General features: G+C 66.4%; 13 protein-coding genes and 1 pseudogene. 12 read left to right on the forward strand and 2 right to left on the reverse strand.

The features are described from left to right. Nucleotide 1: 1 nt before the first annotated feature. From X946_RS17955 to X946_RS17985, 8 genes and pseudogenes are all read left to right on the forward strand, one after another. Entirely contained in the window at nt 2–541 is a 540-nt protein-coding gene (locus X946_RS17955) for a F0F1 ATP synthase subunit delta (protein ID WP_038750159.1), read from the forward strand. Between the two features lie 48 nt (nt 542–589). Continuing rightward, the gene (gene atpA, locus X946_RS17960; protein WP_038750161.1) at nt 590–2,131 is read left to right on the forward strand and encodes a F0F1 ATP synthase subunit alpha; all 1,542 of its coding nucleotides are present in this window, start codon (nt 590–592) and stop codon (nt 2,129–2,131) included. Between the two features lie 71 nt (nt 2,132–2,202). Further along, nucleotides 2,203–3,078, forward strand: coding sequence for a F0F1 ATP synthase subunit gamma (atpG, locus tag X946_RS17965; RefSeq protein ID WP_038750164.1), 876 nt, complete (start codon nt 2,203–2,205; stop codon nt 3,076–3,078). Nucleotides 3,079–3,157: 79 nt separating this feature from the next. Then, on the forward strand, nt 3,158–4,552 hold the full coding sequence (atpD, locus tag X946_RS17970; RefSeq protein WP_038750167.1) for a F0F1 ATP synthase subunit beta: 1,395 nt from the start codon (nt 3,158–3,160) through the stop codon (nt 4,550–4,552). 247 nt (nt 4,553–4,799) lie between these two features. Further along, nucleotides 4,800–5,225: a F0F1 ATP synthase subunit epsilon gene (locus tag X946_RS17975; RefSeq protein ID WP_038750170.1), complete on the forward strand. Its 426-nt coding sequence runs from the start codon at nt 4,800–4,802 to the stop codon at nt 5,223–5,225. Nucleotides 5,226–5,422: 197 nt separating this feature from the next. Then, entirely contained in the window at nt 5,423–7,150 is a 1,728-nt protein-coding gene (locus X946_RS17980) for an AMP-binding protein (protein ID WP_038750172.1), read from the forward strand. 41 nt (nt 7,151–7,191) lie between these two features. After that, a pseudogene (locus X946_RS36700) lies at nt 7,192–7,389 on the forward strand (hypothetical protein). A 105-nt stretch (nt 7,390–7,494) separates the two neighbouring features. Further along, complete coding sequence (locus X946_RS17985) at nt 7,495–8,052, forward strand: CoA-binding protein (protein WP_226377177.1); 558 nt, start codon at nt 7,495–7,497, stop codon at nt 8,050–8,052. A gap of 188 nt (nt 8,053–8,240) precedes the next feature. Here the strand turns inward: X946_RS17985 and X946_RS17990 are convergent, their stop codons facing one another. Next, nucleotides 8,241–9,020 (reverse strand): transporter substrate-binding domain-containing protein, encoded by a 780-nt coding sequence (locus tag X946_RS17990; RefSeq protein WP_038750178.1) that lies wholly within the window; start codon nt 9,018–9,020, stop codon nt 8,241–8,243. A gap of 140 nt (nt 9,021–9,160) precedes the next feature. Here X946_RS17990 and hemE point away from each other — a divergent pair, with 140 nt between their 5' ends. Both hemE and X946_RS18000 read left to right on the forward strand, forming a co-directional pair. Then, nucleotides 9,161–10,255: a uroporphyrinogen decarboxylase gene (gene hemE, locus X946_RS17995; RefSeq protein WP_038750181.1), complete on the forward strand. Its 1,095-nt coding sequence runs from the start codon at nt 9,161–9,163 to the stop codon at nt 10,253–10,255. Nucleotides 10,256–10,695: 440 nt separating this feature from the next. Further along, complete coding sequence (locus X946_RS18000) at nt 10,696–12,963, forward strand: primosomal protein N' (RefSeq protein WP_038750184.1); 2,268 nt, start codon at nt 10,696–10,698, stop codon at nt 12,961–12,963. A 7-nt stretch (nt 12,964–12,970) separates the two neighbouring features. On the opposite strand, the gene X946_RS35720 is transcribed toward X946_RS18000, so the two are convergent. Next, nucleotides 12,971–13,141, reverse strand: coding sequence for a hypothetical protein (locus X946_RS35720; protein WP_038750187.1), 171 nt, complete (start codon nt 13,139–13,141; stop codon nt 12,971–12,973). Between the two features lie 283 nt (nt 13,142–13,424). Here X946_RS35720 and putA point away from each other — a divergent pair, with 283 nt between their 5' ends. Then, on the forward strand, nt 13,425–17,354 hold the full coding sequence (putA, locus tag X946_RS18010) for a trifunctional transcriptional regulator/proline dehydrogenase/L-glutamate gamma-semialdehyde dehydrogenase (RefSeq protein ID WP_038750190.1): 3,930 nt from the start codon (nt 13,425–13,427) through the stop codon (nt 17,352–17,354). 84 nt (nt 17,355–17,438) lie between these two features. Further along, a complete protein-coding gene (locus X946_RS18015) occupies nt 17,439–18,578 on the forward strand; it encodes a branched-chain amino acid ABC transporter substrate-binding protein (protein ID WP_038750192.1) in 1,140 nt (379 codons plus the stop codon). The last annotated feature ends 18 nt before the right edge of the window (nt 18,579–18,596 follow it).

Genomic DNA, 18,596 nt, shown 5'->3' on the forward strand with positions numbered 1-18,596 from the left:
CATGGCCGAACTTGCAACCATCGCCCGCCCTTACGCAGAAGCGCTGTTCCGCGTGGCCGAGGGTGGTGACATCGCCGCCTGGTCTACGCTCGTGCAAGAGCTGGCTCAGGTTGCGCACCTGCCCGAAGTGCTGTCCGTCGCGTCGAGTCCGAAGGTGAGCCGCGCGCAAGTCAGCGAGCTGCTGCTCGCCGCGGTGAAGGCGCCGCTCGCGACCACTGCGGAAGCGAAGAACTTCGTGGGGATGCTGGTCGAAAATCATCGTATCGCGCTGTTGCCGGAAATCTCCGCGCAGTTCGACGAGCTGAAGAATGCGCGCGAAGGCGCGGCGGATGCGCTGATCGTCAGCGCGTTCCCGCTGGAAGGCGCGCAGCTCACCGAACTCGTCGAAAACCTCGAGCGCAGGTTCAAGCGCAAGCTGAAGCCGACGGTCGAAATCGATTCGTCGCTGATCGGCGGCGTGCGCGTGACGGTTGGCGACGAAGTGCTCGATACCTCGGTCCGCGCGCGGCTCGCCGGCATGCAGGTGGCTTTGACCGCCTGAGCGCCTACGCAGCCGGCACGCAACAGAATTGAATATCAGGAGCGAATAATGCAACTCAATCCCTCTGAGATCAGCGAGCTGATCAAGAGCCGGATCCAGGGCCTTGAAGCGAGCGCAGACGTTCGCAACCAGGGCACCGTGATTTCCGTGACCGACGGTATCGTGCGCATCCACGGTTTGTCCGACGTGATGCAGGGCGAAATGCTCGAATTCCCGGGCAACACGTTCGGCCTCGCGCTGAACCTCGAGCGCGACTCGGTCGGCGCGGTGATTCTCGGCGAATACGAACACATTTCCGAAGGCGACATCGTCAAGACGACGGGCCGCATTCTGGAAGTCCCGGTTGGTCCGGAGCTCGTCGGCCGCGTGGTCGACGCGCTCGGCAACCCGATCGACGGCAAGGGCCCGGTCAACGCGAAGCTGACCGACGCGATCGAGAAGATCGCCCCGGGCGTGATCTGGCGTAAGTCGGTGTCGCAGCCGGTGCAGACGGGCCTGAAGTCGATCGACTCGATGGTGCCGATCGGCCGCGGCCAGCGCGAGCTGATCATCGGCGACCGTCAGTGCGGCAAGACCGCGGTGGCGATCGACACGATCATCAACCAGAAGGGCAAGGATCTCATCTGTATCTACGTCGCGATCGGCCAGAAGGCTTCGTCGATCATGAACGTGGTGCGCAAGCTCGAAGAAACCGGCGCGCTCGAATACACGATCGTCGTCGCCGCTTCGGCTTCGGAATCGGCCGCGATGCAATACCTCGCGCCGTACGCCGGCTGCACGATGGGCGAATACTTCCGCGATCGCGGCCAGGACGCCCTCATCATTTACGACGACTTGACCAAGCAGGCTTGGGCGTATCGTCAGATCTCGCTGCTGCTGCGCCGCCCGCCGGGCCGTGAAGCGTACCCGGGCGACGTGTTCTATCTGCACTCGCGTCTGCTCGAGCGCGCGGCTCGCGTGTCGGAAGAGTACGTCGAGAAGTTCACGAACGGCGAAGTGAAGGGCAAGAGCGGTTCGCTGACGGCACTCCCCGTCATCGAGACGCAAGCGGGCGACGTGACCGCATTCGTTCCGACGAACGTGATTTCGATCACCGACGGCCAGATCTTCCTCGAAACCGACCTGTTCAACGCGGGCATCCGTCCGGCGATCAACGCGGGCGTGTCGGTGTCGCGCGTCGGTGGCGCCGCTCAGACGAAGGTCGTGAAGAAGCTCTCCGGCGGTATCCGTACCGACCTCGCGCAGTACCGTGAACTGGCCGCGTTCGCGCAGTTCGCGTCGGATCTCGACGAAGCGACCCGCAAGCAGCTCGAGCGCGGCCGCCGCGTGACGGAACTGCTGAAGCAGCCGCAGTACCAGCCGCTGCAGGTGTGGGAGCTGGCCGTGTCGCTGTTCGCGGCGAACAACGGCTACCTCGACGATCTGGACGTCAAGGACGTCCTGCCGTTCGAAAAAGGCCTGCGCGAATATCTGAAGACGAGCCACGCTGACCTCATCAAGCGTATCGAAGACACGAAAGACTTGTCGAAGGACGACGAGAGCGCGCTGCACGCCGCTCTGAAGGACTTCAAGAAGTCGGGTGCCTATTGATCCGCGAGGGACGCCTTGAAGTGGTGCGGGTTGCGTAAAGCGCTCGCCCCGCTTCGGTCAAGGAGCAAGCAATGGCTGGAATGAAGGAAATTCGCGGCAAGATCAAGAGCGTGCAGAACACGCGCAAGATCACGAAGGCGATGGAGATGGTGGCGGCATCGAAGATGCGCCGCGCTCAGGAACGCATGCGTGCTGCTCGCCCGTATGCCGACAAGGTCCGCGCCATCGCCGCGCACATGAGCCGTTCGACCCCGGAGTACCGCCACCCGTTCATGGTGGCGAACGACGGCGCGAAGACCGCGGGCATCATCCTCGTCACGACCGACAAGGGTCTGTGCGGCGGTCTGAACACGAATGTGCTGCGTGCGTCGATTCAGAAGTTCAAGGAGCTCGACGACAAGGGCCAGAAGCTCGAAGCCACCGCGATCGGCAGCAAGGGCCTCGGCTTTCTGAACCGTTTCGGCGCCAAGGTGATCTCGCAAGTCGTGCATCTCGGCGATACGCCGCACCTCGACAAGCTGATCGGCGCGGTGAAGGTGCAGCTCGATCTCTATTCGGAAGGCAAGCTGTCGGCCGTTTATCTCGCGTACACGCGCTTCATCAACACGATGAAGCAGGAAGCGGTGATCGAGCAATTGCTGCCGCTGTCGACCGAACATTTCGACAGCAGCGACGGCATGCCCGCCTCGTCGTGGGATTACATCTACGAACCGGATGCGCAGGCGGTGGTCGACGAGCTGCTCGTGCGTTACGTCGAAGCGCTGGTGTACCAGGCCGTCGCGGAAAACATGGCGTCGGAGCAATCGGCGCGGATGGTCGCGATGAAGGCCGCTTCGGATAATGCGAAGACGGTGATCAGCGAGCTCCAACTGTCGTACAACAAGAGCCGTCAGGCAGCGATCACGAAGGAACTGTCGGAGATCGTCGGCGGCGCCGCCGCGGTGTAACGCGGAACGCGCGACGCCTGCTGCGGCTCGAAACTGCGCCTTTGCGCGAGTAAAGAATCAGGTATTTAAAGGAAAAGCGATGAGTACTGCTGCTTTGGTAGAAGGCAAGATCGTACAGTGCATCGGCGCCGTTATCGACGTGGAATTCCCGCGCGAGAGCATGCCGAAGATCTACGACGCGCTCATTCTCGACGGCTCGGAACTGACGCTCGAAGTCCAGCAGCAACTGGGCGACGGCGTGGTCCGCACCATCTGTCTGGGCGCATCCGACGGCCTGCGCCGCGGCCTGGTCGTGAAGAACACGAACCAGCCGATCTCGGTGCCGGTCGGCAAGCCGACCCTCGGCCGGATCATGGACGTGCTCGGCCGTCCGATCGACGAGGCCGGCCCGATCGTGAGCGAACACAAGCGCTCGATCCACCAGAAGGCGCCGGCGTTCGACGAACTGTCGCCGTCGACCGAGTTGCTCGAAACGGGCATCAAGGTCATCGACCTGATCTGCCCGTTCGCCAAGGGCGGCAAGGTCGGTCTGTTCGGCGGTGCGGGCGTGGGCAAGACCGTCAACATGATGGAGCTCATCAACAACATCGCGAAGGAGCACGGCGGCTACTCCGTGTTCGCGGGCGTGGGCGAGCGTACCCGTGAAGGGAACGACTTCTACCACGAAATGAAGGACTCGAACGTTCTCGACAAGGTCGCGCTGGTGTACGGCCAGATGAACGAGCCGCCGGGCAACCGTCTGCGCGTCGCGCTGACCGGCCTGACGATGGCCGAGCACTTCCGTGACGAAGGCCTCGACGTGCTGTTCTTCGTCGACAACATCTACCGTTTCACGCTGGCCGGCACCGAAGTGTCGGCACTGCTCGGCCGTATGCCGTCGGCGGTGGGCTATCAGCCGACGCTGGCTGAAGAAATGGGCAAGCTGCAAGAGCGCATCACGTCGACCAAGAAGGGCTCGATCACGTCGGTTCAGGCCGTGTACGTCCCTGCGGATGACTTGACCGACCCGTCGCCGGCCACCACCTTCGGCCACTTGGACGCAACCGTCGTTCTGTCGCGTGACATCGCCTCGCTGGGTATCTACCCGGCGGTCGACCCGCTCGATTCGACGTCGCGCCAGATCGACCCGAACGTGATCGGCGAAGAGCACTACACGATCACGCGCCGCGTTCAGCAGACGCTGCAGCGCTACAAGGAACTGCGCGACATCATCGCGATTCTGGGCATGGACGAACTGTCGCCGGAAGACAAGCTGTCGGTCGCGCGCGCGCGTAAGATCCAGCGTTTCCTGTCGCAGCCGTTCCACGTCGCTGAAGTGTTCACGGGCTCGCCTGGCAAGTACGTGCCGCTGAAGGAAACGATCCGCGGCTTCAAGATGATCGTCGACGGCGAGTGCGACCATCTGCCGGAACAGGCGTTCTACATGGTCGGCACGATCGACGAAGCCTTCGAGAAGGCCAAGAAGATCCAGTAAAGGTCGGGTGTAACGCAGCGGGCGCCTCGCGTGCGCGAACGCTATCCGTTCGGTGGCGTATCGCGGGCGGGCGCCCATGTAATACGCTCAACCGTGCCCCTTGCATGGGATCGGAGCAAGCGCTGAAGCGCTCACTCCGATCGACCGTCGCGGGGCAAGAGTAAGCGCTGAAGCGCTCACTCTTGCCAACCGCGGCATGGGACGGGAGTAAGCGTTAAAGCGCTAACTCCCGTCGACAGGAGTCGATATGGCAACCATCAAAGTAGACGTCGTCAGCGCGGAAGAGCAGATCTTCTCGGGCCAGGCGAAGTTCGTCGCGCTGCCGGGCGAAGCGGGCGAGCTGGGCATTCTGCCGGGCCACACGCCGCTCATCACGCGGATTCGTCCGGGTGCGGTGCGCATCGAGGCCGAGAGCGGCGACGAGGAGTTCGTGTTTGTCGCGGGCGGCATTCTCGAAGTGCAGCCGGGCGCCGTGACGGTGCTCGCCGACACCGCGATTCGCGGCAAGGATCTCGACGCGGCGAAGGCCGAGGACGCGAGAAAGCGCGCGGAGGAAACGCTGCAGAACGCGAAGTCGGACATCGATCTCGCGAAGGCGCAGTCGGAACTTGCGACCGCGATGGCGCAGCTCGAAGCGATCCAGCGTCTCGCGAAGATCCGCGGCAAGCACTGAAAGAAGCGATCGCGCGTTCGGTTCGCGTTTTGCATCGAAAAGGCAGCCTTCGGGCTGCTTTTTCGTTTTCCGGCGCACCGCGCGTTGCGGGTAACACTTGATGTCAGAGTGTCGTAAGCGGATGGCAGAATAATTTACAGAAGCACATCCAAAACGACGAAACGTTCCTGGAACGTTCCAATGGCGGAGACACTCTCATGGCAGCAGATTCAGGCGTCGGCGCGCTGATTGCGCCGCAGGGCGGGCTTTCGTACGTGCGCGGCTCGACGGAGGTTCCGTTGAGCGACGCAACGATCGGGCGGTTTCTGCGCGACACGGTCGCGCGCTTTCCCGAACGGCCCGCGGTCGTGTTCCGCGAGCAGGGCGTGCGCTGGACGTGGCGCGAGTTCGCGCACGAAGTCGACGTGCTCGCGGCCGCGCTGATCGAGCTCGGCATCGAACGGGGCGAGCGCGTCGGCATCTGGTCGCCGAACCGCGCCGAATGGCTGCTCACGCAATTCGCGACCGCGCGCGTCGGCGCGGTGCTCGTCAACGTCAATCCCGCCTATCGGCTCGCCGAGCTCGAATACGCGCTGAACAAGGTCGGCTGCAAGCTGTTGATCGCGGCGGAGCGCTTCAAGACGTCCGCCTACACCGAGATGATCGCCGAGATCGCGCCGGAGCTCGCGACGCACGCGAGCGGCGCGCTGCACGCGGCGCGCGTGCCGAGCCTGCGCACGGTCGTCACGCTGAGCGACGCCGCGCCGGCGGGCATGCTGAGCTTCGTCGACGTGCTCGCGCGCGGCCGGGCCGCGCTCGATCACGCGAGGCTCGATGCGATCGGCGCGACGCTCGATTGCCGCGATCCGATCAACATCCAGTTCACGAGCGGCACGACGGGCAGCCCGAAGGGCGCGACGCTCACGCATCGCAACGTCGTCAACAACGCGCGCTCGATCGCGAGCGTGATGCGGCTTACCGAGGCCGACGCGATGTGCATTCCGGTGCCGCTCTATCACTGCTTCGGGATGGTGCTCTCGGTGCTCGCATGCGTGTCGGTGGGCGCGAAGATGGTGTTTCCCGGCGAGGCGTTCGAGCCGGGCGCGACGCTCGCCGCGGTGTCCGGCGAGCGCTGCACCGCGCTGCAGGGCGTGCCGACGATGTTCATCGCCGAGCTCGATCATCCCGACTTCGATCGCTTCGATCTGAGCGCGCTGCGCACGGGCATCATGGCGGGCTCGCCGTGCCCGATCGAGACGATGAAGCGCGTCGTTGCGAAGATGCACATGTCCGAGGTGACGATCGCTTACGGGATGACGGAGACGAGCCCCGTGTCGTTCCAGAGCTCGACCACCGACTCGCTCGAAAAGCGCACGACCACGGTCGGGCGCATTCAGCCGCATCTGGAGGCGAAGATCGTCGACGCGACGGGCGCGATTGTGCCCGTCGGCGAGACGGGCGAGCTGTGCACGCGCGGCTATTCGGTGATGCTCGGCTACTGGGACGACGAAGCGCGAACGCGCGAGGCCGTCGTCGACGGCTGGATGCGCACGGGCGACCTCGCGACGCTCGACGAAGAGGGCTTCTGCAACATCGTCGGGCGCCTGAAGGACATGTTGATTCGCGGCGGCGAGAACATCTATCCGCGCGAGATCGAGGAGTTTCTGTTTCGGCATCCGAAGATTCAGAGCGTGCAGGTGTTCGGCGTTCCCGATGCGAAATATGGCGAGGAAGTGTGCGCGTGGATCGTGCTGCGCGCGGGCGAGACGATGACGGAGGACGAGCTGCGCGAGTTCTGCCGCGATCAGATCGCGCATTACAAGGTGCCGCGCTTCGTGCGCTTCGTCGACGAACTGCCGATGACCGTGACCGGCAAGGTTCAGAAATTCGTGATGCGCGAACGGATGATCGACGAACTGGGATTGACCGTGCAGAAGACGGCGTGATGCGCCGCGCACGTTTTCGATGGACGAAAAAAAGCGGGCTGATGAGCCCGCTAAAAACCACACGCTACGGGGTTAGCGCGAGGAGACCAAAGATGGAGTGCATCGGCGTGGGCCGACAACGACTCCAACAAGGATGCCCCTGAGAAGGGATTCGGTACGAGACCGACGGGCTCGTTTATTCGTGCTTGTGTCCGCTCACACGCCGCACACGAGAGACCGCATCCGTGTTGAAACCGTGAGAGGCATTTTGGGCGAATTGACCAAGTATCGCGGTAACAAAGTGTTTCAGGTTGTAACCCCCGTCAGATAAGGCTTTGCGGGATTTTTTACTGTTTTGAAAGGGAGTGGAAAGTCATTTTTACCGTCTCAAAATATGGCATTTTCCGGGCCGGCCAGGCCCCTTTTACGATGGGCTAGGCTTGATTGCTCCGATTTTCGGGCACGATCAAACATGCATTGAAATGACGGCGATATCGACTGACGAAGTACTGAGAAAGATTTTGAAACGCGATTGCGTGATCGCGGTAGTCGGCCTTTCGGATAAGCGATATCGGCCCAGTTATGAAGCCGCTGCGTACATGCAGCAAAACGGCAATCGGATCGTGCCCCTCAATTCGCTCCTCGCTGCAACGACGGTGCGCGGCGAGCCCGTCCATGCGTCGCTCGCCGACGCGCGCGCGGCGCTCGCGGCGCAAGGCGTCGAGATCGGCATGGTCGGCGTGTTCCGCAAGTCCGCGGACTTGCCGCCCGTCGCCGATGCGGCGATCAAGATCGCCGCGCGTTCGGTCTGGCTGCAACTCGGCGTCGTGCACGGCGCGGATGCAGGGAAAGCGCGGGCGGCGGGGCTCGACTTCGTTGCTGATCGCTGCGTGAAGATCGAGCATCGGCGGCTCTTCGCATAGCCGCGCGCCGCGCGATTCGGGGCGCGAGCCGCGAGCCGCATGCGCGCGGCCGCGGCGCGTCATCGCGGCTTCGGCTCATCCGTGCAAGCTAGGCGCGTTCGCATGCAACCTCGCGTGCTGCAGCGCAATGCCGCCGCCGCACGCGCTTCTCTCGTCGCGCATCCGTCGCGACTTCGCGACTACGGCGGCTACTTGAGCCACTTGTCCGAAATCGCCTGAAGCTCGCCCGTCTCGCGCGCGAGGTGCAGCCACTGATCGACGTACTGCTGGAACACGACGTCGCCGCGCGGCACCATGTACGCCTTCTCGCCGAACTGGAACGGCTTGTCCGGATGCACCGAGCAAAGGCCCGGATTCAGTTTTTGCTGCAGCAGCGTCTCGGACGCGTCCGTGACCATCACGTCGGCGTTGCCCGCGAGGATCTGCTTGAAGATCGTCACGTTGTCCGGGAAGACGGTGATCTTCGCGCGCGTGAAATGCTGCTTCGCAAAACGCTCGTTCGTGCCGCCCGGGTTCACGATCACGCGCGTCTGCGGCTCGTCGATCTGCTCGATCGTCTGGTAGCGCGCGGCATCCGCGCAGCGCACGATCGGCGTCTTGCCGTCGGTCACGTACGGCTGCGTGAAGAAAGCGCGCTTCTGACGCTCGAGCGTCGTCGAGATGCCGCCCACCGCGATGTCGCACTTCGCGACGAAATCGTTCGTGAGCGTCGGCCAGGCGGTCTTCACGAATTCCGTCTTCACGCCGAGCGACTTCGCGAGCGATGCCGCCATGTCGATGTCGATCCCTTCGAATGCGCCGTCCTCGCGCCGGTACGTATAGGGCTTGTAGTCGCCCGTCGTGCAGATGCGCAGTGTGCCGCGCGCGAGCACGTCGTCGAGCCGCGACGCGGGGGCGGCGGGCTGCGGCGCCGTTTGCGCATGGGCGAAGCCCGCCCAGCAGGCGAGCGCGAGCAACGTCTTGTTCATCGTGTCTCCTCGATACGGACGGCTGGTTGGAACGCCGGATCATAACGGAGCGGCGGCGAGCGTCATATGGCCGCGAACGCCGAGCGAAGCGCCGCGTCCGGTAAAATGCCGCTTTGCGTTCCCGCTTCGTCGCATTCATCGTGGCCCAGACTCTCATCAACGACACCTTCCTGCGCGCGCTCCTGCGCGAGCCGACCGACTACACGCCGATCTGGCTGATGCGCCAGGCGGGCCGCTATCTGCCCGAATACAACGCGACGCGCGCCCGCGCGGGCAGCTTCCTCGGGCTCGCGAAGCAGCCCGATTACGCGACCGAAGTCACGCTGCAGCCGCTCGAGCGCTTCCCGCTCGACGCCGCGATCCTGTTCTCCGACATCCTGACGATCCCCGATGCGATGGGGCTCGGCCTCGATTTCGCCGCGGGCGAAGGGCCGAAGTTCGCGCGTCCGGTGCGCACCGAGGCCGACGTGGCGAGGCTCGCGGTGCCGGACATCGGCGCGACGCTCGGCTACGTGACCGACGCGGTGCGCGAGATCCGCCGCGCGCTCACGGACGGCGAGGGCCGCCAGCGCGTGCCGCTGATCGGCTTCTCCGGCAGCCCGTGGACGCTCGCGTGCTACATGGTCGAAGGCGGCGGCTCGGACGATTTCCGCACGGTGAAGTCGATGGCGTACGCGCGCCCCGACCTGATGCACCGGATTCTCGATGTCAACGCGCAGGCGGTGGCCGCGTATCTGAACGCGCAGATCGAAGCGGGCGCGCAGGCCGTGATGATCTTCGACACATGGGGCGGCGCGCTCGCCGACGGCGCGTACCAGCGCTTCTCGCTCGACTACGTCCGGCGCGTCGTCTCGCAGCTCAAACGCGAGCACGACGGCGCGCGCGTGCCGGCGATCGCGTTCACGAAGGGCGGCGGGCTCTGGCTCGAGGACATCGCGGCGACGGGCGTCGACGCGGTCGGGCTCGACTGGACGGTCAACCTCGGCCGCGCGCGCGAGCGCGTCGCGGGGCGCGTCGCCCTGCAAGGCAACCTCGATCCGACGATCCTCTTCGCTCCGCCCGAGACGATCCGCGCCGAAGCGCGCGCGGTGCTCGACAGCTACGGCAATCACCCGGGCCATGTGTTCAACCTCGGTCACGGCATCTCGCAGTTCACGCCGCCCGAGCATGTCGCGGAACTCGTCGACGAAGTGCATCGCCATAGCCGCGCGATCCGTAGCGGATCAGAATCGTGATCGCAAGCGGCCCGATGCTGCGGCGCGGTGGGGCGAGTTTGCGCAAACGCGGCTAAACAGGGCGCAAGCGCCCGTCCGATGGCGTTCTCATGCTTGTCAAGACTTGACTTATGCACATTTCCCTCGTTGCAGCGCGGTAGAGGGCTATATCGACGAACGGGCCGCGCTATGACGCCGGAAATTGGATAGCAGCCTTGCGGGATAAGGCTTCCCGGCCGGCCCGCCGTATCGCGAAAAAGCAGTGGATCGCCGTGCGCAGCGGCTTTTCGCGGCCCTCGAGGGCGAGTTCTCAACAAAGTTATCCACAGGATCGGCGGACGCGCCGCGATTCTTAATGAGAATCCAAAACTTAGCGCCGAAAGTGATGTTTCACTTTAACTTCGCGGGCGTCGCGGATGCCTGGCCTGCCGCGCATGGCGGCATTCAGCGGTGCCGCACCGATGGCTGACGCGTTCGTGCGCGTCGCGCTCGACCATCCGCTGCCGACGCTGTTCGACTACCGCTATCGCGCCGACGCCCCGGCCGTGCCGGGGATGCTCGTGCAAGTGCCGTTCGGCCGCCGCAGCGCGGTCGGGCTCGTCTGCGAAGTGACCGCTCACACGGACGTGCCGGCCGGCAAGCTGAAGGCCGTCGACGCCGTGTGCGCGGAGTTGCCGCCGCTGTCGCGGCAATGGCTCGATCTCGCCGCGTTCGCGGCCGACTATTACCAGCGCGGACTGGGCGAGGTCGCGCTGCCCGCGCTGCCGCAGGCGCTGCGGGACGTGCCGCGCTGGGGGCGCCTGCTCGCGCCCGAATTGCGCTACCGGTTGCTCGACGCCGGGCGCGCGGCGCTGCCGGACGCGCTGCCCGCGCGCGGCGCCGCGCTGCGCCGGCTCGCGCAGGCGCTCGTCGATGCGCCCGCGCTGTCGCTCGCCGAGGTTCGCGCGCTGCATCCGAAGGCTGCTGCGGTGCTGGACGACTGGCAGGCGCAAGGATGGGCCGCGTGCGACGAAATTGCGATCACGGACGCTGGCGCGCAGCGTGTGGATAACCCGGCGATCCCAGCCGAGCGGCGCGCGGTCGCGACGCCGCCGCAACTGACCGACCAGCAGGCCGAAGCGCTCGACGCGATCGCGTCGGCGGACGGCTTCGCGCCGTTCCTGCTGCACGGCGTGACGGGCAGCGGCAAGACCGAGGTGTATCTGCGCGCGCTCGCCGCGCTGCTCGACCGGCGGCCCGATGCGCAGGCGCTCGTCCTCGTGCCCGAGATCAACCTGACGCCGCAGTTCGAGGCGGCGTTTCGCGCGCGCTTCGCGGCGACGCTGCCCGCCGACGCGATCGTCACGCTGCACAGCGGCCTCGCCGAGGGCGAGCGCGCGCGCCATTGGCTCGCCGCGCATACCGGCCGCGCGCGGATCGTGCTCGGCACGCGGCTCGCGGTGCTCGCGTCGCTGCCGGCGCTCGCGATGATCGTCGTCGACGAAGAGCACGAGCCCGCTTACAAGCAGCAGGAAGGGTTGCGCTATTCGGCGCGCGATCTGGCCGTCTGGCGCGCGAAGCAGCTCGCGATTCCGGTCGTGCTCGGCTCGGCGACGCCGTCGCTCGAAACCTGGTGGCAGGCCGAGCAGGGCCGCTACAAGCGGCTCACGCTGACGAAGCGCGCGGTCGCCGACGCGGCGCTGCCCACGGTGCGGCTCGTCGATCTCGAAGAGGAGCGGCGGCGCGGCCGCGCGTCGATGGGCGGGCTGTCCGGGCCGCTCGTCGCCGCGCTGAAGGCGCGGCTCGAGCGCGGCGAGCAGAGCCTCGTGTTCCTGAACCGGCGCGGCTATGCGCCCGCGCTCGCGTGCGACGCGTGCGGCTGGGTGGCCGGCTGCCCGCGTTGCAGCGCGTACGTCGTGATGCACAAGCCCGAGCACGCGGTGCGCTGCCACCACTGCGGCTGGGAGGCGCGGATTCCGCGGTCGTGCCCGGAATGCGGCAACGTCGACATCGCGCCGCTCGGCCGCGGCACGCAGCGCGTCGAGGAGACGCTCGCGCTCGCGGTGCCGGGCGCGCGAATTTTGCGCATCGACGCCGACAGCACGCGCCGCAAGGGCAGCGCGCAGGCGCTCTTCTCCGACGTGCATGCGGGCGAAGTCGACATCCTCGTCGGCACGCAAATGATCGCGAAGGGGCACGATTTCCAGCGGGTGTCGCTCGTCGGCGTGCTGAACGCCGACACCGCGCTTTTCTCGCACGATTTCCGCGCGAGCGAGCGGCTGTTCGCGCAACTCATGCAGGTGAGCGGCCGCGCGGGGCGCGCGGGGCTGGCGGGCGAGGTGCTGATCCAGACGCGCTACCCGCGTCACGCGCTTTATCACGCGCTCGCGCGGCAAGATTACGTCGGGTTTGCGAGCTCGACGCTCGGCGAGCGGCGCGACGCGCATCTGCCGCCGTTCGTCTATCAGGCGCTGCTGCGCGCCGAGGGGCGCACGCTCGATGCGGCGCTGGCGTTTTTGCAGCAGGCGGCCGACGCGTTTTCGACGCTGCCGGGCGCGGACCGCGTGACCGTCTACGACGCCGTGCCGATGACGATCGTCAAGGTGGCGAACGTCCATCGCGCGCAACTGCTGATCGAGAGCGCGTCGCGCGCGGTGCTTCAGCACACGCTGCGCGCTTGGCAGCCGTTGCTGCGCGAGCTGAAAGGCGTGCTGCGCTGGAGCGTCGAAGTCGATCCGCTCGACATCTGACGGCGCGTCATTCGTGCGCTTGGCGCAGCCCGGCGAGCGGCGTGTCGCGCTTGCTTTTCCTCGTGCCGTGCGTGCAGCCTAGCGCCTGAAAGAACACCGCCGACGCGCGGTGCACGAAGACGATCGCGCCCGCGATCCACGCGGCGAGCACGATGCCGATCACTACCCATCCGTCCATCCACTTTCTCCTTCGCGTCCGCGGGCAGCGGGTGCGCGCGAATCCGATATCACGCCAGATTGCCACGGAAAGCGAGCCAGTAAAACTGACAGGATCAGGGAAAATACCGATCGATCAAAGTGGTGCGCGCGCCGCGGGTTTTCATCTAGTTCATTGATAACAAAGGAATTTGTGCGGGTGCAACCAGGTGCGCGATATGGTTGCACCTTTTTATTGGGTGTCTTAGGATTTTGCGATCTTTTAAAGTCCTTGGCCGGCATCGGGTCGGCGCTAGAAGAAAATCATGGCAAGCACCACACTGGGCGTCAAAGTCGACGATCTGCTCCGCTCGCGTCTGAAGGACGCGGCGTCGCGCCTCGAGCGCACTCCTCACTGGCTGATCAAGCAGGCGATCTTCGCTTATCTCGAGCGGATTGAGCACGGGCAGCTGCCGCCGGAGCTCTCCGGTCACACGGGCGCGGCCGATCTGTCCGACGGCCACGCCGACGGCGACGATGACGGCGCGCCGCATCCGTTCCTCGAATTCGCGCAGAACGTGCAGCCGCAGTCGGTGCTGCGCGCGGCGATCACGGCCGCGTACCGGCGTCCGGAGCCCGAATGCGTGCCGTTCCTGATCGGCGAGGCGCGGCTGCCGGCGAGCCTCGCGTCGGATGTCCAGTCGATGGCCGCGGGCCTCGTCGAGGCGCTGCGCGAGAAGAGCTCGGGCGGCGGCGTCGAAGGGCTGATCCACGAATTCTCGCTGTCGAGCCAGGAAGGCGTCGCGCTGATGTGCCTCGCCGAGGCGCTGCTGCGCATCCCCGACCGCGCGACGCGCGACGCCCTGATCCGCGACAAGATCAGCAAGGGCGACTGGCGCTCGCATGTCGGCCACGCGCCGTCCCTGTTCGTCAACGCGGCCACCTGGGGCCTGATGATCACGGGCAAGCTCGTCACGACGAACAGCGAAGCCGGCCTCTCATCGGCGCTCACGCGCCTGATCGGCAAGGGCGGCGAGCCGCTGATCAGGAAGGGCGTCGACATGGCGATGCGCCTGATGGGCGAGCAGTTCGTCACGGGCGAGACGATTTCCGAAGCGCTCGCGAACAGCCGCAAGTTCGAGGCGCGCGGCTTCCGCTACTCGTACGACATGCTCGGCGAGGCGGCGACCACCGAAGAGGACGCGTTGCGCTACTACGCGTCGTACGAACAGGCGATCCACGCGATCGGCAAGGCGGCCGGCGGCCGCGGCATCTACGAGGGCCCGGGCATCTCGATCAAGCTGTCGGCGCTGCATGCGCGCTACTCGCGCTCGCAGCAGGAGCGCACGATGAGCGAGCTGCTGCCGCGCGTGCGCTCGCTCGCGCTGCTCGCGCGCCGCTACGACATCGGCCTGAACATCGACGCCGAGGAGGCGGACCGGCTCGAGCTGTCGCTCGATCTGCTCGAGGCGCTGTGCTTCGATTCGGAGCTCGCCGGCTGGAACGGCATCGGCTTCGTCGTTCAGGCGTACCAGAAGCGCTGCCCGTTCGTGATCGATTATCTCGTCGACCTCGCGCGCCGCAGCCGCCATCGCCTGATGATCCGCCTCGTGAAGGGCGCGTACTGGGATTCCGAGATCAAGCGCGCGCAAGTGGACGGCCTCGAAGGCTATCCGGTCTACACGCGCAAGATCTACACCGACGTGTCGTACCTCGCGTGCGCGAAGAAGCTGCTCGCGGCGCCCGACGCCGTCTATCCGCAGTTCGCGACGCACAACGCGTACACGCTCGCCGCGATCTATCACCTCGCGGGCCAGAACTACTACCCCGGCCAGTACGAATTCCAGTGTCTGCACGGGATGGGCGAGCCGCTTTACGAGGAAGTCACCGGCCGCGACAAGCTGAACCGCCCGTGCCGCGTGTACGCGCCCGTCGGCACGCACGAGACGCTGCTCGCCTACCTCGTGCGCCGCCTGCTCGAGAACGGCGCGAACACGTCGTTCGTGAACCGCATCGCCGACAAGACGGTGTCGGTGAAGGAGCTCGTCGCCGATCCGGTCGAGGAAGCCGGGAAAGTCGTGCCGCTCGGCGCGCCGCACGCGAAGATCCCGCTGCCGCGCGAGCTGTACGGCGCCGCGCGCCTCAATTCGATGGGCCTCGATCTGTCGAACGAGCATCGGCTCGCGTCGCTGTCGTCGGCGCTGCTCGCGAGCGCGCATCATCCGTGGCGCGCCGCGCCGATGCTCGCCGACGAAGCGCTCGCGCACGCCGCGCCGCGCGACGTGCGCAATCCGGCCGATCTGCGCGACGTCGTGGGCACGGTCAGCGAGGCGACGCCCGAGCAGGTGAGCGCGGCGCTCGCGCACGCGGTCGCGGCCGCGCCGATCTGGCAGGCGACGCCCGTGGACGCGCGCGCCGACTGCCTCGCGCGCGCGGCCGACCTGCTCGAAGCGCAGATGCACACGCTGATGGGCCTGATCGTGCGCGAGGCGGGCAAGTCGCTGCCGAACGCGATCGCCGAAATCCGCGAGGCGGTCGATTTCCTGCGCTACTACTCGGCGCAGATCCGCGACGAGTTCTCGAACGATACGCACCGTCCGCTCGGCCCCGTCGTCTGCATCAGCCCGTGGAACTTCCCGCTCGCGATCTTCATGGGCCAGGTGGCCGCCGCCCTGGCGGCCGGCAACACGGTGCTCGCGAAGCCCGCCGAGCAGACGCCGCTGATCGCCGCGCAGGCGGTGCGCCTGCTGCGCGACGCCGGCGTGCCGGCGGGTGCGGTGCAGCTCCTGCCTGGGAACGGCGAGACGGTGGGCGCGGCGCTCGTCGCCGATCCGCGCACGCGCGCGGTGATGTTCACCGGCTCGACCGAAGTCGCGCGCCTCATCAACAAGACGCTGTCGTCGCGCCTCGATCCGGACGGCAAGCCGATTCCGCTGATCGCCGAGACGGGCGGCCAGAACGCGATGATCGTCGATTCGTCGGCGCTCGCGGAGCAGGTCGTCGCCGACGTGATGCAGTCGTCGTTCGACTCGGCCGGCCAACGCTGTTCGGCGCTGCGCGTTCTGTGTCTGCAGGACGACGTCGCGGATCGCACGCTGACGATGCTCAAGGGCGCGATGCAGGAGCTCGCGCTCGGCAACCCGGATCGCCTGTCGGCGGACGTCGGCCCGGTGATCGACGCCGACGCGAAGCGCACGATCGACGCGCACGTCGCGGCGATGAAGGACAAGGGCCACGCGGTCACGCAGCTCGCGATGCCGGAAGCCTGCGCGCAAGGCACGTTCGTGCCGCCGACGATCATCGAGATCAGCAACGTCGACGAGCTGAAGCGCGAAGTGTTCGGCCCGGTGCTGCACGTCGTCCGCTATCGCCGCAGCGGCCTCGACAAGCTGCTCGAGCAGATCCGCGCGACGGGCTACGGCCTCACGCTCGGCATCCACACGCGGATCGACGAGACGATCGCGCACGTGATCTCGCGCGCGCACGTCGGCAACATCTACGTGAACCGCAACGTGATCGGCGCGGTGGTCGGCGTGCAGCCGTTCGGCGGCGAAGGGCTGTCGGGCACGGGGCCGAAGGCGGGCGGCGCGCTGTATCTGCAGCGCCTCCTCGCGACGCGCCCGGCGGGGCTGCCGAGGTCGCTCGAGGCGTCGCTCGTCGCCGATGCGCCGCAGGACGGCGAGACGCGCGATAATCCGTCCGCCGCGCTGACCGCGCTGCGCGACTGGCTGCTCGAGCAGCGCGAGCCGGCGCTCGCCGCGCGCTGCGACGGCTATCTGGCGCACGTGCTGGCCGGTGCGACCGCGGTGCTCGCGGGGCCGACAGGCGAACGCAATACGTATACACTCGGCGCGCGCGGCACCGTGCTGTGCATCGCGGCGACGCCGAGCGGCGCGCGCGCGCAGTTCGCGGCGGTGCTCGCGACCGGCAACCGCGCGTTGTTCGCGGGCGCGGCGGGCGAGGCGCTCGCCGCGGCGCTGCCGGCGTCGCTGAAGGCGCATGCGGGCGTGAGGAAGCAGGCGGACGCGGCGTTCGACGCGGCGCTGTTCGAAGGCGACAGCGACGAGCTGCTCGCGCTCGTGAAGGAGGTTGCGCAGCGCCCCGGGCCGATCGTATCGGTGCAAGGCGTGGCGGCGGGCGCGTTCGAGAACGGCGACGACGAAGATTACGCGCTCGAGCGGCTTCTCACCGAACGCTCGGTGAGCGTGAACACCGCGGCGGCAGGCGGCAATGCGAATTTGATGACGATTGGCTGAGCAATCCTTGCCCTTCGCCTCATGAAACGGAAGCGGCAAGGCGAACCCGAAGTCGCTCCATTTACCCTGGTACTAGGAGAAGATATGCAACACACGATGAAAAAGCTGGCAGGCGCGACGTTCGTCGCGGTCATGTCGCTCGCGGGGACGGCGCACGCGGATGACGTCAAGATCGGCTTCGCGGCGCCGATGACGGGCGCGCAGGCGCACTACGGCAAGGATATGCAGAACGGCATCGTGCTCGCGATCGAGGACTTCAATGCGACGAAGCCCACGATCGGCGGCAAGCCGGTGAAGTTCGTGCTCGACATGCAGGACGACCAGGCCGACCCGCGCACCGGCACGACGGTTGCGCAGAAGCTCGTCGACGACGGCATCAAGGGCATGCTTGGCCACTTCAACTCGGGCACGACGATCCCGGCCTCGCGCATCTACGCGAACGCGGGCATCCCGCAGATCGCGATGGCAACCGCGCCCGAGTACACGACGCAGGGCTACAAGACGACCTTCCGGATGATGACGTCCGACACGCAGCAGGGCTCGGTCGCGGGCGCGTTCGCGGTGAAGGATCTCGGCATGAAGAAGATCGCGATCGTCGACGATCGCACCGCGTACGGCCAGGGTCTCGCCGACCAGTTCGAGAAGGCGGCGAAGGCGGCGGGCGCGACGATCGTCGATCGCGAATTCACGAACGACAAGGCTGTCGACTTCAAGGCGATCCTGACGAAGCTGAAGGCGTCGAAGCCGGATCTCGTCTACTACGGCGGCGCGGATTCGCAGGCCGCGCCGATGGCCAAGCAGATGAAGTCGCTCGGCGTCGCGGCGCCGCTGATGGGCGGCGAAATGGTGCACACGCCGACGTTCCTGAAAATCGCGGGCGACGCGGCCGAAGGCTCGATCGCTTCGCTCGCCGGCCTGCCGCTCGACGAAATGCCCGGCGGCAAGTCGTACGCGGACAAGTACAAGAAGCGCTTCGGCGAAGACGTGCAGACGTACTCGCCGTACGCTTACGACGGCGCGATGGCGATGTTCAACGCGATGAAGAAGGCGAATTCGACCGATCCGGCGAAGTACCTGCCGCTGCTCGCGAAGACCGACATGGCGGGCGTCACGTCGACGCACATCGCGTACGACACGAAGGGCGACCTGCGCAACGGCGGCATCACGATGTACAAGGTCGAGAAGGGCGAGTGGAAGCCGCTCAAGAGCATCGGCGGCAAGTAAGCGCCGTGCGGCGTGACG

This window comes from Burkholderia sp. ABCPW 111, assembly GCF_000773065.1.
GTDB classification, from domain to species: domain Bacteria; phylum Pseudomonadota; class Gammaproteobacteria; order Burkholderiales; family Burkholderiaceae; genus Burkholderia; species Burkholderia savannae.

Excerpts from the sequence above, each read along its gene's own strand:
- atpA (WP_038750161.1), top strand. The coding sequence starts at position 590 with ATGCAACTCAATCCCTCTGAGATCAGCGAGCTGATCAAGAGCCGGATC.
- X946_RS18015 (WP_038750192.1), top strand. The coding sequence starts at position 17,439 with ATGCAACACACGATGAAAAAGCTGGCAGGCGCGACGTTCGTCGCGGTC.
- X946_RS17955 (WP_038750159.1), top strand. The coding sequence starts at position 2 with ATGGCCGAACTTGCAACCATCGCCCGCCCTTACGCAGAAGCGCTGTTC.
- atpD (WP_038750167.1), top strand. The coding sequence starts at position 3,158 with ATGAGTACTGCTGCTTTGGTAGAAGGCAAGATCGTACAGTGCATCGGC.
- X946_RS17975 (WP_038750170.1), top strand. The coding sequence starts at position 4,800 with ATGGCAACCATCAAAGTAGACGTCGTCAGCGCGGAAGAGCAGATCTTC.
- X946_RS18000 (WP_038750184.1), top strand. The coding sequence starts at position 10,696 with ATGGCTGACGCGTTCGTGCGCGTCGCGCTCGACCATCCGCTGCCGACG.
- X946_RS17980 (WP_038750172.1), top strand. The coding sequence starts at position 5,423 with ATGGCAGCAGATTCAGGCGTCGGCGCGCTGATTGCGCCGCAGGGCGGG.
- X946_RS17990 (WP_038750178.1), bottom strand. The coding sequence starts at position 9,020 with ATGAACAAGACGTTGCTCGCGCTCGCCTGCTGGGCGGGCTTCGCCCAT.
- putA (WP_038750190.1), top strand. The coding sequence starts at position 13,425 with ATGGCAAGCACCACACTGGGCGTCAAAGTCGACGATCTGCTCCGCTCG.
- X946_RS35720 (WP_038750187.1), bottom strand. The coding sequence starts at position 13,141 with ATGGACGGATGGGTAGTGATCGGCATCGTGCTCGCCGCGTGGATCGCG.
- atpG (WP_038750164.1), top strand. The coding sequence starts at position 2,203 with ATGGCTGGAATGAAGGAAATTCGCGGCAAGATCAAGAGCGTGCAGAAC.